Here is a 15,694-nt window from a genome sequence, read left to right on the forward strand (position 1 = left end):
ATCGAACATCTGGACAGTGGCCCTCCCCCACCGGTTGACGGTTCCCGCACTGCGAACACGGGCCCTTCTCCTTACTGTCAATGGGTAGAGCACCACCAGGGAGTGTCCGCAAAGTATCGGCGTCAGCCCCGAGGGCGTCGCGAACCAGGCGAGACTCTGCGAACCAGGCGAGACTCTGCGGACACGGCCTGAGGCGTGACCCGGCCGGTCCCGTGTCGGGTGCCCGCCCATCCGAACCCGGAGGAGCCCCATGCCGGAGCTGTTCATCGGCGGTACGTGGACCGCCGCGGCCGACGGGCGGACGCGCGAGATCCGTTGCCCGGCGGACGGCACGCTGGTCGCGACCGTGGACGAGGCCGGGCCGAAGGACGCCGCCGCGGCGATCACCGCGGCCCGCGACGCCTTCGACAGCGGTCCCTGGCCCTCCACCCCGGCGGCAGAGCGTGGCCGCCTGCTGCTGCGCGTCGCCGACCTCCTGGAACGCGACAAGGACGCACTCGCCCGCGCCGAATCCCTGGACACCGGGAAGCGGCTGGTGGAGAGCGAGTACGACATGGACGACATCGCCGACTGCTTCCGCTACTTCGGCAACCTGACGGCCTCGGGCGGCAGCGACCGGATCGTCGACACGGGCAACCCCGACACGGACAGCAGGGTGGTACACGAGCCGGTGGGCGTGTGTGCGCTGATCACTCCGTGGAACTATCCGCTGCTGCAGACCTCGTGGAAGGTCGCACCGGCGCTCGGCGCCGGCAACACCTTCGTCCTCAAACCCAGCGAGCTGACCCCGCACACCTCCATCATCCTGATGCGCCTGCTCACCGAGGCCGGTCTGCCCGACGGCGCCGCCAATCTGGTCCTCGGTGCGGGCCCCGGCGCGGGCGCCCCGCTGAGTGAGGATCCCCGGGTCGATCTGGTCTCGTTCACCGGCGGGCTGGTGACCGGACGGCGCATCATGGCGGCCGCCGCGCCCACGGTGAAGAAGATCGCCCTGGAGCTGGGCGGCAAGAACCCCAACATCGTGTTCGCCGACGCCGATTTCGACGCGGCGGTCGACTACGCGCTGATGGCCGTGTTCCTGCATTCCGGCCAGGTCTGTTCGGCCGGGGCACGGCTCCTGGTACAGGAAGAGCTGCACGACCGGTTCGTGGACGAAGTGGTGGTGCAGGCCAAGCGGATCCGGCTCGGCGGCCCGTTCGACGAGAACGCCCGCACCGGGCCCCTGATCTCGGCCGCGCACCGCGAAAAGGTCGCGGCCTACGTCGCGGCCGGTCTCGCCGACGGCGCGGTGCTGCGCTGCGGCGGCGCACCCCCCGACGACCCGGCCCTGCGCGACGGCTTCTACTACCTGCCGACCGTGCTGGACGCATGCACACCGGGCATGTCCGTGGTGCACGACGAGTCGTTCGGCCCGGTGCTCACCGTCGAGACGTTCCGCGACGAGGACGAAGCGGTGGCGCTCGCCAACGACACCGTTTACGGACTGGCCGGAGCCGTCTGGTCGCAGGACGTCGGCCGGGCCCACCGGGTGGCGTCCCGGCTGCGCGCCGGAACCGTGTGGATCAACGACTTCCATCCGTACGTACCCCAGGCGGAGTGGGGCGGAATGAAGCAGTCTGGATTCGGCCGAGAACTGGGTCCCGCGGGCCTCGCGGAGTACCAGGAGGCCAAACACGTCTGGCGCAATCTCGCGCCGCGCCCGCAGAGGTGGTTCGCATGAGCGCCGGCACAGGCAGCGGACCGGAACACCCGAGTCCTTCAGACGCACAGCTCACCCAGAGCAGACACGACGACGACGCGCTCGGCGACTTCGGCTACAAGCCCGAGCTCAAGCGCACCCTCGGGAACTTCCACACCTTCGCCGCCGGGATCAGCTACATCTCGATCCTCACCGGCACCTTCCAGCTCTTCTACTTCGGTGTGGCCTTCGGCGGCCCGGCCTACTGGTGGTCCTGGCCGATGGTCTTCTTCGGCCAGCTGATGGTGGCCCTGTGCTTCTGCGAGCTGGCCGCCCGCTACCCGGTGGCCGGGTCCATCTACAACTGGTCCAAGACCATGGGCGGCCCGCACGTCGGCTGGCTCGGCGGCTGGATGATGATGACGGCCACCATGGTGACGCTCTCCGCCGTGGCTCTCGCCTACCAGATCACGCTGCCGCAGATCGACGACTGGTTCCAGTTCGTCGGCGACGGCAGCGGCAAGACCGACGCGGCGGCCAACGCCGTTCTGCTCGGCAGTGTGCTCATCCTCTTCTCCACCCTGGTCAACGCGTTCGGCGTGAAGCTGATGGCGAGCATCAACTCGGCCGGTGTCTTCATCGAGCTGATCGCCGCGGTGGGCCTCGTCATCTTCCTCGCGGCCCACATCACCCGCGGCCCCAGCACCGTCCTGACCGATACCTACGGACTCGGAGCGGGTGACGCCCTCGGCTACTTCGGGGCGTTCCTCACCGCGTCGCTCGCCTCCGCGTATGTGATGTACGGCTTCGACACGGCGTCGTCCCTCGGCGAGGAGTCCCACGACCCGAGCCGCAACGCTCCGCGTGCCATCCTGCGCGCACTGATCGCGTCCTTCATCATCGGCGGTCTCATCCTGCTGTTCGCTCTGATGGCCGTACCCGATCTGAACGCCGAGCAGCTCGGCACGGAGGGACTGCAGTACGTGGTCCTGGCGACGCTCGGCAAGACCATCGGCGAGATCTTCCTGTGGTGCGTGGTGGTCGCCATCACCGTCTGCGTCCTCGCGGTGCAGGCGGCGGGAATCCGGCTCATGTTCGCCATGGCGCGGGACAACAACCTTCCCGCGGGTACCCACCTGGCCCGGGTCAGCCCGCGCTTCAAGACGCCTGTCGTGCCCTCCGTGGTGATCGGCATCGTGGGCGTGGTCATTCTCGTCATCAACATCAACCAGCCGCAGATCTTCTCGGTGATCACCAGTATCGCGATCATCATGATCTATCTGGCGTATCTGCTGGTGACGCTCCCCATGCTGGTCAAACGGCTGCGCGGCACATGGCGGCCCGCGGAGGGGAAATTCTCCCTCGGCCGGTTCGGATTGCCCGTCAACATCCTCGCCGTGCTGTGGGGCGCGGCCATGTCCCTGAACCTCGCCTGGCCGCGGGCCGAGGTCTACAACGCCACCGGGCCGCAGCACTGGTACCTGCGCTGGGGAGCGTTCCTCTTCGTCGGAGCGGTCGCCCTGGGCGGCTTCGCCTACTACTGGTTCGTGCAGCGGCACCGTACGGGCGTGCTCGAGGAGCACCGCTTCGTCGTCCCCGGCGGCCCGGCGGCCCCCTCCGCCTGACGCCCTGGCCTCGTGACGTCCTGGCGTCCTGCTCGACCCCGATCCTGGAGATGCGATGTCCGCACAGAGTCCCGTCGACGCGTTCGACTACGTGGTGGTCGGCGGCGGCACGGCCGGTGCCGTCATCGCCGCACGACTGACCGAGGACCCGGACGTCAGTGTCTGCCTGCTGGAGGCAGGGCCCTCCGACGTCGGCGACGAGAACATCCTCAAGCTCGACCGGTGGATGGCGTTGCTGGAGTCCGGCTACGACTGGGACTATCCGGTGGAACCGCAGGAGAACGGCAACAGCTTCCTGCGGCACGCCCGCGCCAAGGTGCTCGGCGGCTGCTCCTCGCACAACTCCTGCATCGCCTTCTGGGCCCCGGCCGAAGACCTGGACGAATGGGGCGCGCTGGGGTGCACGGGCTGGAGCGCCAAGGACTGCTTCCCGCTCTACAAGCTCCTGGAGACCAACGACGCGGCCGGAGACCACCACGGCCGGTCGGGCCCGGTCGTCATCCGCACGGTCCCGCCGAACGACCCGTGCGGCCGTGCGCTGCTCGCGGCCTGTGCCGAGGCCGACATCCCCACCACCCCGTTCAACACGGGCCGGACGGTGGTGCGCGGTGCGCACTGGTTCCAGATCAACTGCCGTGCGGACGGCACCCGTTCATCCTCCTCGGTGTCCTATCTCCACCCGGTTCTCGGCAAGCGGCCCAACCTCGACGTGCGTACCGAGCTCCAGGCCAAACAGCTCCTCTTCGACGACCAGGGGCGCTGCACCGGCGTGGAGTACCTGAAGCCGGACACCCTCCACAGCGGGTCCGTCGCAGCCCGCCGCGAGGTGATCGTCTCCTGCGGCGCCATCGACTCGCCCAAGCTGCTGATGCTCTCGGGCATCGGCCCCGCCGCGCATCTGCGGGAGTGCGGCGTGGACGTACGCGTCGACGCCCCCGGCGTCGGATCCCACCTCCAGGACCACCCCGAGGGCGTGATCATGTGGGAGGCGAAGCGGCCCATGGTCACCTCGTCGACCCAGTGGTGGGAGATCGGCATCTTCACCGACACGCAACCGGGCCTGGACCGGCCGGATCTGATGTTCCACTACGGCTCGGTGCCCTTCGACCTCAACACCTACCGGCGCGGCTTTCCGACCACCGACAACGCCTTCTGCCTCACTCCGAACGTCACCCGGGCCCGGTCCATGGGGACGGTGCGGCTGCGCACCCGCGACTTCCGCGACAAGCCGAAGGTCGACCCGCGGTACTTCACGCACGAGCACGACATCCGGGTGATGACATACGGACTGCGGCTCGCGCGGGAGATCACCTCGCAGGCCCCGATGGCCGACTGGACGGGCAAGGAGCTTGCTCCGGGGCCCTCGTGCCAGTCCGACGGGGAACTGTTCACCTACATCCGCGAGACCCACAACACCGTCTACCACCCGGCGGGCACGGTGCGGATGGGCGCGGCCGACGACGCGGACTCGCCGCTGGATCCGCAGCTGCGGGTCAAGGGTGTCACCGGGTTGCGGGTGGCCGACGCCTCCGTCATGCCGTTCCTGCCCGCGGTCAATCCGTGCGTCACGACGATGATGATCGGCGAGAAGTGCTCCGACCTCCTCAAGGCCTCCTGACCGGCGGACACGCCCCGGCCACCGCAACCTCCTTGCAACCTCCGAGCTCCTAGCCTCGCGGCGAGCGCCGTCCGATGGCGGACGGCACCCTCACCGGGAGGCCTTGGAGATGACCCGATACGCAGCGCCGGGCAGCGACGGCGCGATCGTCTCGTACCAGCCCCGCTATGACCACTGGATCGGCGGCGAGTACGTCCCGCCGGCGCGCGGCCAGTACTTCGAGAACCCGACCCCGGTCAACGGCCGCCCCTTCACCGAGATCGCCCGCGGCACCGCGGAGGACGTCGAACGTGCCCTGGACGCGGCGCATGGGGCCGCTCCCGCCTGGGGCCGTACGTCGGCGGACGTGCGTGCGGGGATCCTCAACAAGATCGCCGACCGGATGGAGGCGCATCTGGAGGAGCTGGCGGTGGCCGAGAGCTGGGAGAACGGCAAGCCCGTCCGGGAGACGCTCGCGGCCGACATCCCTCTCGCCATCGACCACTTCCGCTACTTCGCGGGTGCGCTGCGCGCCCAGGAAGGCTCCCTGAGCGAGATCGACGACGACACCGTCGCGTATCACTTCCATGAGCCGCTCGGCGTGGTGGGGCAGATCATCCCCTGGAACTTCCCGATCCTGATGGCGACCTGGAAGCTGGCACCCGCGCTGGCCGCCGGGAACGCGGTGGTGCTCAAGCCCGCCGAACAGACTCCGGCCTCCATCCACTTCTGGCTGAGCCTGGTCGCCGATCTGCTGCCGCCGGGCGTCGTCAACATCGTCAACGGCTTCGGAGCGGAGGCGGGAAAGCCACTGGCCTCCAGCGCGCGCGTCGCCAAGATCGCCTTCACCGGCGAGACGACGACGGGGCGGCTGATCATGCAGTACGCCTCCGAGAACATCAAGCCGGTCACGCTGGAACTCGGCGGCAAGTCCCCGAACATCTTCTTCGACGACGTGTCGTCGGCGGACGACGACTTCCGCGACAAGGCGCTCGAAGGCTTCACGATGTTCGCGCTCAACCAGGGCGAGGTGTGCACCTGTCCCTCGCGTGCCCTGATCCAGCGGGGCCACTACCGCGAGTTCCTGGAGGCGGGCATCGCGCGTACGGAGAAGATCGTGCCGGGCCACCCGCTCGACACGGACACGATGATCGGCGCCCAGGCGTCCAACGACCAGCTCCAGAAGATCCTTTCGTACCTGGACATCGGCCGGCAGGAGGGCGCGAAGATCCTTACGGGCGGACGACGGATCGAGCACGGCGGCGAACTGGCCGACGGCTACTACGTCCAGCCCACGGTCTTCGAGGGCGACAACCGGATGCGGGTCTTCCAGGAGGAGATCTTCGGCCCGGTCGTCGCCGTCACCTCCTTCGCGGACTTCGACGAGGCGATCAAAACGGCGAACGACACGCTGTACGGTCTGGGCGCGGGAGTCTGGACGCGTGACATCAACACCGCCTACCGGGCCGGCCGCGCCATCCAGGCGGGCCGGGTCTGGACGAACTGCTACCACGCGTATCCGGCACACGCGGCGTTCGGCGGCTACAAGCAGTCGGGTATCGGCCGCGAGAACCACAAGATGATGCTGGAGCACTATCAGCAGACGAAGAACCTGCTGGTGTCGTACTCGCCGAAGAAGCTGGGCTTCTTCTAGCCACCGAGAAAGGGCGCCTGAACAAGGGCCGCCTCGCGGGCGATGTCGGCGCCGGTCACGACCGCGGTGGTGGCCGGCGTCGGCTTGGGGAGAGTCATGCGCCGACCCATTCGTCGTTGAGTGTGGTGGGCTGAGGACGAGGACCAGGATTCTCAGACGAATGCGGAGTCCTCCTCGCCGCGGCTGGCTGCCGCCGCCGGCGGTTCTTCCCGCCGGTGCTTTCGTGTGGCCCGGCGGCCGGGGAGAACGGCGAGGACGATTATCGTCCCGGCGGCCATGATGATTCCCCCGACGAGGCTGGTCTGGGCGACGCTGTGGGCGAAGGCTTCGTGGACGGCGTCGACCAGGGCCTGTGCCTGCTGAGCCCCGCCTGCGGGGTTCAGGGCGATCTGCTCCGCGACCGCGAGGCCGCCGCCCACCGAGTCCTGGGCTGTCTCCATCGCCGCGGTCGGCAGCCGGCCGCCGACCAGGTCGGCCAGCTCGTCCCGGTAGGCCGTACCGAGAAGCGAGCCCAGCAACGCGATGCCGAGTGAGCCACCCAGTTCCAGCGAGGTGTCGTTGGCGCCGCCGCCGACGCCGAGTTCCGACTCGGGGAAGGAGTCCATGATGGTGTCGGTGGCCGGGGAGACACTCAGGCCGATCGCGAAACCGAGCATCATCATCGGGGCCAGGAAGTCGGTGTACGTCGAGCCCTTGTCGATCTGCGTGAGCAAGAAGACGCCGACCGTACCGATGACCATGCCGGTCACCACCATCGGCTTCACGCCCAGCTTCGGGGTCAGGCGCCCGGTCACCGCGGCCCCCACGAAGACGGCTCCGGCCAGCGGCAGCAGTCGTACACCCGTCTCCAGCGGGTCGTAGCCGAGGATGAACTGCAGGTACTGGGTGGAGTAGTAGATCGCGCCGAAGGTGCCGAAGAAGAAGAAGAACACCGCGATCATCGAGCCGGTGAACGGGCGCAGTTGGAACTTGCGCACGTCCAGCATGGGGTGCGGGTGGCGCAGTTCCCAGGCCACGAAGGCCACGAGACCGACTCCGGCCACCACGGCCGCGGTGACGGGGCCGGCACCCCAGCCGAAGTGCGGGCCCTCGATGGTCGCGTAGACCAGGGAGCCGATGGAGACGATGGAGAGCAGACCACCGACGTAGTCGATCCGGCCCATGCCTTCCGCCTTGGACGGCGGAACCAGCACCAGCGCGCCGATAACGGCGACGACGGCGATCGGCACGTTGATCAGGAAGGTCGAGCCCCAGGAGTGGTCCTCCAGCAGCCATCCGGCCACCAGCGGGCCGACGGCGATGGCGAGGCCGGAGGTGGCACTCCAAACGGTGATGGCCTTGACGCGCTCGACCTTCGGGAAGGTTGCGACGAGCAGGGACAGCGTGGCCGGCATGACCACGGCGGCGCCGACGCCCATGATCGCGCGGGCCGTGATGACGAGCGCGGTCTGATCGACGAGGCTGCCCATCACCGAACCGCCCGCGAAGATCAGCAGGCCGGTGATGAGGGCGCCTCGGCGGCTGTACTTGTCGCCGATCGCACCGAGGACCAGCATCAGCGCGGCGTACGGGACGGTGTAGCCGTCGATGACCCACTGCAGCTCACTGCTGCTCAGGTTCAGATCCCGAGTCATGTCGGGCGCGGCCACGATCAGCGACGTGTTCGCCATGACGACGATCAGCAGGCTCAGGCAGAGCACGATCAGCGCCCACCAGCGCCGTGCGTACGGTCCGGTCATCTTCTCGACGGGTGTGTTGGCAAGAAAGGGCACGGGGGCTCCCAAGGCAGCAAGTTATTTGCACATCCATGAGCAGACTAGCTTCTTGCTCATAGATGTGCAAATAACTTGCTGCACCCCCGCCTCGCCGTCACCAGTACTCCGACCCTGATCCCGCGAGCGCCCTGGCCCGCTTCCCCCTCACCCTGTGGCCGGTCGGCGACTGCTACCGCACGCCGATCGTGACGACGAGCGTCTCGAATGCCTCCGGCAACCGCATCGCCTTCAAGGAATTCGAGGTCACGGGCGGTTCACTGCCCGCCGCCGGGAGCGCGTTGCTCGTCAAGGTCTTCGAGAGGCCGATCCAGTTGCGGAACATTCCCGACGGCCTGCACCCTGCGCTCGGTCGCCTCACGGCAAGCGGCTTCAGTGCCCGCTTCCCGGGCCAGTCGGTCATCTTCCGGCCCGACGGCGCTTCGCAGGACGTCCCGGCAGAGGGCGACGTATCGGTCCGGGATGCCTGAGAACGCGACCGCATACGGCTCCGGACCGCATCGGAGGTCGCATGTCAGAATGGAGATTCCGTTCGTTCCGCTCTGCCGTTCGCCGAATCGATCCACCGAGGTTTTCGTGACCAAGAAGGTTGCCCGCGAGCCGCAGCGACGTAATTCGCGGTCCAACCGGGCGCGCATCCTGACAACAGCGCGTAGGGAGTTGGGGCGGAACCCGGACGTCACCCTGGAGGAGCTGGCTCGGGCTTCGGGTGTCGTGCGGCGCACTCTCTTCGGTCACTTCCCGGGACGGGCGGCGCTTCTGGAGGCGCTGGCCGAGGAAGCTTCCGAGACCCTCCGGGCCGCGGTGGTGGCGGGAGTGAAGCCGGAGGAACCGGCGGAGCGGGCACTCGCGCACTTCTTGTTGTCGACATGGCCCGTGGGGGACCGCTACCGGATGCTCCAGGCGCTGGCCCGGCACGACCTGGGCGCGGAACGCGTGACCGAGATCCTCAAGCCGGCCCGAGACGCGGCCGCCGCCATCCTGGAGCGAGGGCAGAGGGACGGCGTCTTCCACACCCTTCTGTCGGCCGCCGTGCTGAGCGCCGGGCTGGAAGCGATCACGGTCGCTCTCTTGGAGGAGGTCAACACCGGGGCGCTCAAGGACGACGGGACCCGGGTCGCGGTCTCCGTGCTCATTGCGGCCGGTGTGCCAGAGAAACAGGCGCGTGCCGTGGTCGGCGACGTCGTCTCCACGGTTGCCGCGGAGGCTGCTGACGAAGACTGAGCCGTGCACGGGCACGGCAGTCAATAACGCTTCGACAGGCCCGGCGCGCCGCGCCGGGCCTGTCGTGTGCGCCCCGCCAGCTTCCACCCAGCCCTGGGCGCTTCCGGCCGCAGTCGCCAGGAGCCGGGGAAGTCGGGAAAGCCCGGGACCCGGCGATGGCGATCCCTTCCCAGAGGAAACCTGCTGGGACGTCATCAACGACTGTGTGTGGTCCGGGCATCGGCCGGTCCTACGCGGTGAGGTGGCCATAGGCGACGACCTGCGAGGCGGGCGTTAGGGGGCGATCGTGACAGTGCTGCCGGGGCGGGGTGCGTCGATGGCTTTGCCGTTACCGATGTAGGGCGCGGGCAGCCGCCGCGGTCTCGTTGGGTCCCGCTTCGTCGCGGTCGCAGAGGACGAGTGTGGCGCCGCGCTGGGCGCTGAGCAGGGCGGTGGCGCGGCCGATGCCGCTGCCGACGCCGGTGATGAGTCCGGGATCAGGGTTCTTTGTGACGGGGGGCAGACGTCTGGTGGCGAGTGGGGCTCGGTGCGAGGGTGTGGCGCAGGAATGTGAGCTGATCGGCCAGCGCGTGTGCCTGCGCCGGGCCGGTGTAGACGTCGAGATGGTCGATGGGGTACTCCACCAGCTGGGCCCGGCTGCCCGCCTTCGCGGCGGCCCGGCGTGCGGGCGCCGGTGGCACGAGTTGGTCGTGGGTCCCGGCCTGGATGAGCAGCGGGCAGGAGACACGGGAGGCGAACTTGATCGGTCGGTTGAACGCCACTTGGAGTGCTGTGCGTGCGCATACCTCGTTGCGCCAGGCCGGGCCGGCGACGGCGCGGTAGGCCGGCAGGAGCCCTCGCTTGACCATGATGGCGTTCGAGCCGGGCTCTCCGCCCACCGGAACGAGGAGAGGGGTGCGGCCGGTGACGGCCCTCAGTGCATCACGGAGACCGTTGACGGTGGCCCTGATCAGGTGCAACGGGCCGCCGTTGCGGGCCAGTTGCCGGACGACGGTGATGCCGTCCATCGCCGGCGTCATCGAGATGACTGCCGCCACGTGCTGGTCCCGGGCAGCGACCGCGACGACGTGGCCGCCCGCGTAGGAATTGCCCCAGAGCACGATCCGGGCTGGGTCGATGCCCGGCAGCCGACGAGCCGCGGTGATGGCTGCGTGATAGTCCTGCCGCTGGCGCAGGAAGGAGACGTCCTGTCGTGGGGTTCCGGTCGAACCGCCGAATCCACGGTAGTCGAAGAGCACGACGTCAAGGCCGGCAGTCGCGAGGCCCTCGGCGTAAGCCTGGAGGCCGCCGTCGCGGGTGCCCCCGAAGCTGGGCGCCATGACGACGCACGGCCGTCCGCCTGCGCCGGCGAACGCGTCACCGGTCCCCGGGAGATGCCAGGCGGAGCAGTGGTCTTTGCCGCTGGGAAAGGTGATCTCGTACATGGACATGGTTCCGTTCCTGGTCGGTGGGGAGTGAGGGTGTGGCCGTTCGGGGGCCGCCGGCCGGAGCGCGCGCTCTGTCCGGCGCTGCGTCGTGGCGTTGCGGTGGTTGCTGTGCGGTGTTTGTGTCGGGTGGTGGGTGCTATTGCGGTAGTGCGGTCTCCAGGTAGGCGGTGAGTGCGATCCGGCCGTGGCGGATTACGTCGGGGTCGGGGTCGCGGCGCTCGCGGAAGGCGAGGTCCAGGGTTCGGTCGCCGAGTTCGACCGTCATGACGAAGGGGAGCAGTTCGGTCTGTGGGGTGGTCGGGCCGGCCGTGACGGCCAGGCTGTGCAGGTGTTCGGCGGTGCGGTGGTGGTAGCGCCGGACCTCGGCCCGCACGGTGGGTGAGACCCGCCCGTCGAACCACAGCCGGGCGGCGTTGGGATTCGCCTGGAAGTAGGCGGCGAAGGAGTCGAGCTCGCGTCCCACGAGCTGTGTCAGTGACGCGGGCGACCAGCTCTCCTCCGCCCCGGCGAGGAAGGCGCTGAGTCGTTCGAGGTGCTGTTCCATCAGCGCGTCGAGGACCTGGTCACGGTCGGCGAAGAAGCGGTAGAGCGACGGTGCGGTGATACCGGCGCGCTCGGCGATGGCACGGGTGGTGACGGCGTCGACGCCGCCCTCCTCCAGGAGGGCGGCTGCGGCGTCGAGGATCCGCTCGACGGTCTCGCGGCTGCGGGCCTGGACCGGCTGCCGGCGGCGCGGGCGGCCGGGTCCGGCCGGGTCCGGCCCGGGGCTGGACGGTTCGGGGCTGGACGGTTCGGGGCTGGACGGTTCGGGTTCTGGGCTCTTGACGACTGCTGCCATGAATGGGAGGTTAACGCGAATCACGTTAGCTTTTCTAGAGGGGCTGGCACGCATGACCGCTGAGTTCGAGCCGCAGCATCTGCGCGTTGTCGTTGTCGGGGCCGGATTCGGCGGGCTGGCCGCGGCCCACGCGCTCAAACACCAGGGGGAAGACTTCGCCGTACTGGAACGCGAGCAGGAGGTGGGCGGCGTCTGGCGGGACAACACCTACCCGGGCTGCGCCTGCGACATCCCGTCGAACCTGTACTCGCTGTCCTTCGCACCCAACCCGCGCTGGACCCGCGCCTTCTCCCCGCAGTCCGAGATCCGCGACTACCTGCACCGGGTCGCCCGCAAGCACCGGCTGCTCCCCCACATCCGCTTCGGCTGCCGCCTGCTGGAGGCAGCCTGGGACGACACCGCGCAGCGCTGGCGGATCGAGACCAGCGCCGGACCGCTGACCGCTGATGTGCTCATCGACGGCAGTGGCCCCATCGCCGAGCCCTCGCTCCCGCAGTTGCCGGGCCTGGACGGTTTCGCCGGTGAGGTGTTCCACTCGGCCCGCTGGAACCATGACCTCGATCTGGCCGGCCGCACCGTGGTGGTCGTCGGTACCGGTGCCTCGGCGATCCAGTTCGTGCCCGCGATCCAGCCGGTCGTCGGGCAGATGACGGTGGTGCAGCGGACGGCGCCGTGGGTCACCCCGCGGATGGACCGTGCGACAACCCGGATCGAGCGGCGGCTCTACGCGGTGGTGCCCTGGCTGCAGCGGCTGGTGCGCCGCCGGCAGTACTGGATGCGTGAGCTGGTGATGTGGAAAATCATGGTGTCGCCGCGGGTACGGCAGACCGCGACCAGGGCCGCACTGTGGCAGCTGCGCCGCCAGGTGCCCGACCCGGCACTGCGCAAGCGGCTGACCCCGGACTGGGAGCTGGGCTGCAAACGCATCCTGATATCCAACAACTGGTATCCGGCCCTGTCGGCACCCAATGTCGAGGTGGTCAGTGCCGGCATCCGCGAGGTACGGGCGGACTCGGTGGTCACCACCGACGGCCGCGAGCACCCCGCCGACGTGATCGTCTTCGGCACCGGGTTCCACGTCAGCGACCCGCCGATCGCGCAACACCTGCGCGGACGCGACGGACGGACCCTGGCCGAGTGCTGGAACGGCAACCCGCACACCTACCTCGGCGTCACCGTGACCAACTTCCCCAACCTGTTCCGCCTCGGCGGCCCCGGCAGCGCGACCGGCCACAACTCCCACGTGTTCCAGGAAGAGTGCCAGGTGGCGTATGCCATGGACGCGCTGCGCCTGATGCGCGCACGCGGCATCACCAGCATCGAGGTCCGCGCCGCGGAACAGCGCGCCTACGTCGGGCAGCAAACAGCAAAGCTGGCGCGCACGGTCTGGTCGGTCGGCGGCTGCCAGAGCTTCTACCAGGGCACAGACGGCGTGGCCTGGGGCAACTGGCCCGACACGACCTGGAAGTACCGCCGCCTGACCCGACGCTTCGACCCCGCCCCCTACCAACTACGCACCACCACCACCGCCGTCACACCCGCAACGAACTGAACCCGACCCCGCCCCCTACGAACTGCGCACCACCACCACCGCCGCTGTCACACCCGCAGCGAACTGAAACCTCCCCACCACTTCCCAACTTCCCATTCCATCCCGATCCCGAATTGCCATCCCGAATTGCCATCCCGAACGACAGGGAGACCTGGTCATGACCAACCTCGCGCACAGCCTGGCCGCGTCGGCGGCACGCGACGGCGACGCCCCCGCGATCCGCCTCGGCGACACGCTGCTGACCTATGCGCAGCTCGACAAAGCCAGTGCCCGCGTGGCGGGACTGCTGCGCGACCGGGGCGTGCAGCCCGGCGACCGGGTCGGCATCATGCTGCCCAACGTGCCGCAGTTCGCCGCGGTGTACTACGGCATCCTGCGCGCCGGCGCCGTGGTGGTACCGATGAACGTGCTCCTCAAGGCACGTGAGGTGGCGTTCTACCTGGGTGACTCGCAAGCGAAACTGGTGCTGGCCTGGCACGGGTTCGCCCAGGACGCCCAGGCCGGCGCAGCGGCCGCGGGCACCGAGTGCCTGCTGGTGACACCAGGCGATTTCGAGACCCTGCTCGCCATCACCACCGCGCAGCCCGCGGTCGTGGAGCGCGACGCGTCGGACACCGCCGTCATCCTCTACACCTCGGGCACCACCGGCACCCCCAAAGGCGCCGAGCTGACCCACGCCAACCTGACCAGCAACACCAAGGTCTCCATCGACCTGTTCTCCCTCACCGCCGGTGACACGGTGCTCGGCGCGCTGCCGCTGTTCCACGTCTTCGGCCAGACCTGCGGCCTGAGCGCCTCGATCGCCGCCGGCGCCTGCCTGGCACTGGTGCCGCGCTTCGACGCGCACGCAGTACTCGAGACGATCCAACGCCACCGGGTCAGCATCTTCCAGGGCGTGCCCACGATGTATGTCGGACTGCTGAGCCACCCGGAACGGTCGACGTTCGACACGCACAGCCTGCGGCTGTGCATCTCCGGCGGCTCAGCGATGCCGGTGGAGGTACTCCACGCCTTCGAGGCCGAGTTCGGCTGCATCATCGTGGAAGGCTACGGCCTCTCCGAAACCTCGCCCGTGGCCTCGTTCAACCACCCCGACCGGGTCCGCAAGCCCGGGTCGATCGGCCAGCCCGTCGACGGAGTGGAGATGACCCTGCTGGACCTCGCAGACGGCATCGGCGAGATCGCCATCCGCGGCCACAACATCATGAAAGGCTACTGGGGCCGCCCCGAGGCCACCGCCGAAGCGATCGACACCGACGGCTGGTTCCGCTCCGGCGACCTGGCCCGGGTCGACACGGACGGCTACTACTACATCGTCGACCGCAAAAAGGACCTCATCATCCGCGGCGGCTACAACGTCTACCCACGCGAGATCGAAGAACTCCTCTACACCCACCCCGCCGTCCGCGAAGCCGCCGTCATCGGCATCCCACACCCCGAACTCGGCGAGGAGATCTGCGCCGCCGTCGCACTCAAAGACGGCACCACCGCCACCCCCGAGGAACTACGCGAGCACATCAAAGCCCAGGCCGCAGCATACAAATACCCCCGACACATATGGATCGTCCCGGACCTGCCCAAAACCCCCACCGGCAAAATCCTCAGACGCAACGTCAAAGCACCAGCAAACATGACCAACCCACAGACCAACAGCTGAACCCACCCCCCCCAAAGCCACCACCAGCCACCACCCCCAACCACCACCCCCAACCACACAACACACACCCCGCCACCCCCCACCCCCACAACCCGCCTCCCGACACACCCAACCCGCCTCCCGACAACAAGAGAAGGAGGCGACACCGAATGAATGAGACGTCCGGTGGTGGTCCTAGGTGCCCGGTGCGGACTGGCGGCACCCGGGCGGTCCGGGCACCTCGCTGCGCGACCGGCTCGATCACCCGGTGATCCATGTGACATGGCCGGATGCCCTTGCCTACGCGGAGTGGGCCGGCAAGCAGATCCCCACCGAGGCCGAGTGGGAATACGCCGCACGCGGCGGCCTGCCCGACAGCGAGTTCGCCTGGGGCGACGAACTCAACCCGGACGGCCGGTACATGGCCAACACCTGGCAGGGCGAGTTCCCGTACGAGAACCTGCAGTTGGACGGCTACTCCGGCACCTCGCCGGTCGGGGCCTTCCCGGCCAACGACTACGGCCTGTACGACATGATCGGCAACGTGTGGGAGTGGACGTCGGACTGGTACGCCGAACGGATCGGAACAGGTGGTTCCGCTGTATTCGCCAGCCATGCGGCCGTCCATCTGGACCTCCGCATGGGGAAACCGAGCGGGGTGCCCGTCCGGTATCCCCATCTCCCTTGACTG

Annotated in this window: 13 protein-coding genes; 9 read left to right on the forward strand and 4 right to left on the reverse strand. The window is 68.8% G+C overall.

The annotated features are described in order from the left end of the window. Window positions 1-250: 250 nt before the first annotated feature. From OG293_RS03030 to OG293_RS03045, 4 genes are all read left to right on the forward strand, one after another. Complete coding sequence (locus tag OG293_RS03030; RefSeq protein ID WP_405997186.1) at window positions 251-1,720, forward strand: aldehyde dehydrogenase family protein; 1,470 nt, start codon at window positions 251-253, stop codon at window positions 1,718-1,720. Further along, the gene (locus tag OG293_RS03035) at window positions 1,717-3,303 is read left to right on the forward strand and encodes an APC family permease (RefSeq protein WP_405997187.1); all 1,587 of its coding nucleotides are present in this window, start codon (window positions 1,717-1,719) and stop codon (window positions 3,301-3,303) included. The genes OG293_RS03030 and OG293_RS03035 overlap by 4 nt, the downstream gene beginning before the upstream one ends. A 55-nt stretch (window positions 3,304-3,358) precedes the next feature. Further along, complete coding sequence (locus tag OG293_RS03040) at window positions 3,359-4,921, forward strand: GMC family oxidoreductase (RefSeq protein ID WP_405997188.1); 1,563 nt, start codon at window positions 3,359-3,361, stop codon at window positions 4,919-4,921. Between the two features lie 109 nt (window positions 4,922-5,030). Next, window positions 5,031-6,554, forward strand: a complete 1,524-nt coding sequence (locus OG293_RS03045; RefSeq protein ID WP_405997189.1) for an aldehyde dehydrogenase family protein — start codon at window positions 5,031-5,033, stop codon at window positions 6,552-6,554. A 152-nt stretch (window positions 6,555-6,706) separates the two neighbouring features. On the opposite strand, the gene OG293_RS03050 is transcribed toward OG293_RS03045, so the two are convergent. Continuing rightward, window positions 6,707-8,326 (reverse strand): MFS transporter, encoded by a 1,620-nt coding sequence (locus OG293_RS03050; protein ID WP_405997190.1) that lies wholly within the window; start codon window positions 8,324-8,326, stop codon window positions 6,707-6,709. Between the two features lie 188 nt (window positions 8,327-8,514). On the opposite strand from OG293_RS03050, the gene OG293_RS03055 reads away from it, so the two are divergent. Both OG293_RS03055 and OG293_RS03060 read left to right on the forward strand, forming a co-directional pair. Next, window positions 8,515-8,796 (forward strand): hypothetical protein, encoded by a 282-nt coding sequence (locus OG293_RS03055; RefSeq protein WP_405997191.1) that lies wholly within the window; start codon window positions 8,515-8,517, stop codon window positions 8,794-8,796. Window positions 8,797-8,902: 106 nt separating this feature from the next. Continuing rightward, window positions 8,903-9,550 (forward strand): TetR/AcrR family transcriptional regulator, encoded by a 648-nt coding sequence (locus OG293_RS03060; RefSeq protein WP_405997192.1) that lies wholly within the window; start codon window positions 8,903-8,905, stop codon window positions 9,548-9,550. A 328-nt stretch (window positions 9,551-9,878) separates the two neighbouring features. On the opposite strand, the gene OG293_RS03065 is transcribed toward OG293_RS03060, so the two are convergent. The 3 genes from OG293_RS03065 to OG293_RS03075 form a co-directional block, all read right to left on the reverse strand. Further along, window positions 9,879-10,109, reverse strand: coding sequence for an SDR family NAD(P)-dependent oxidoreductase (locus tag OG293_RS03065; RefSeq protein WP_406003488.1), 231 nt, complete (start codon window positions 10,107-10,109; stop codon window positions 9,879-9,881). Then, window positions 10,027-10,980, reverse strand: coding sequence for an alpha/beta hydrolase (locus OG293_RS03070; RefSeq protein ID WP_405997193.1), 954 nt, complete (start codon window positions 10,978-10,980; stop codon window positions 10,027-10,029). Before OG293_RS03070 ends, OG293_RS03065 begins: the two co-directional genes overlap by 83 nt. 133 nt (window positions 10,981-11,113) lie before the next feature. Then, window positions 11,114-11,815, reverse strand: a complete 702-nt coding sequence (locus tag OG293_RS03075) for a TetR/AcrR family transcriptional regulator (protein ID WP_405997194.1) — start codon at window positions 11,813-11,815, stop codon at window positions 11,114-11,116. Between the two features lie 52 nt (window positions 11,816-11,867). Between OG293_RS03075 and OG293_RS03080 the strand changes: the two genes are divergently transcribed. The 3 genes from OG293_RS03080 to OG293_RS03090 all read left to right on the forward strand — a co-directional run bounded on the left by OG293_RS03080 (window position 11,868) and on the right by OG293_RS03090 (window position 15,691). Beyond that, entirely contained in the window at window positions 11,868-13,367 is a 1,500-nt protein-coding gene (locus OG293_RS03080) for a flavin-containing monooxygenase (RefSeq protein ID WP_405997195.1), read from the forward strand. A 157-nt stretch (window positions 13,368-13,524) separates the two neighbouring features. Next, entirely contained in the window at window positions 13,525-15,024 is a 1,500-nt protein-coding gene (locus OG293_RS03085) for a long-chain-fatty-acid--CoA ligase (RefSeq protein ID WP_405997196.1), read from the forward strand. A 178-nt stretch (window positions 15,025-15,202) separates the two neighbouring features. Further along, window positions 15,203-15,691: an SUMF1/EgtB/PvdO family nonheme iron enzyme gene (locus OG293_RS03090; RefSeq protein ID WP_405997197.1), complete on the forward strand. Its 489-nt coding sequence runs from the start codon at window positions 15,203-15,205 to the stop codon at window positions 15,689-15,691. The last annotated feature ends 3 nt before the right edge of the window (window positions 15,692-15,694 follow it).

The organism is Streptomyces sp. NBC_00829 (genome assembly GCF_045161795.1).
Lineage (GTDB): Bacteria > Actinomycetota > Actinomycetes > Streptomycetales > Streptomycetaceae > Streptomyces.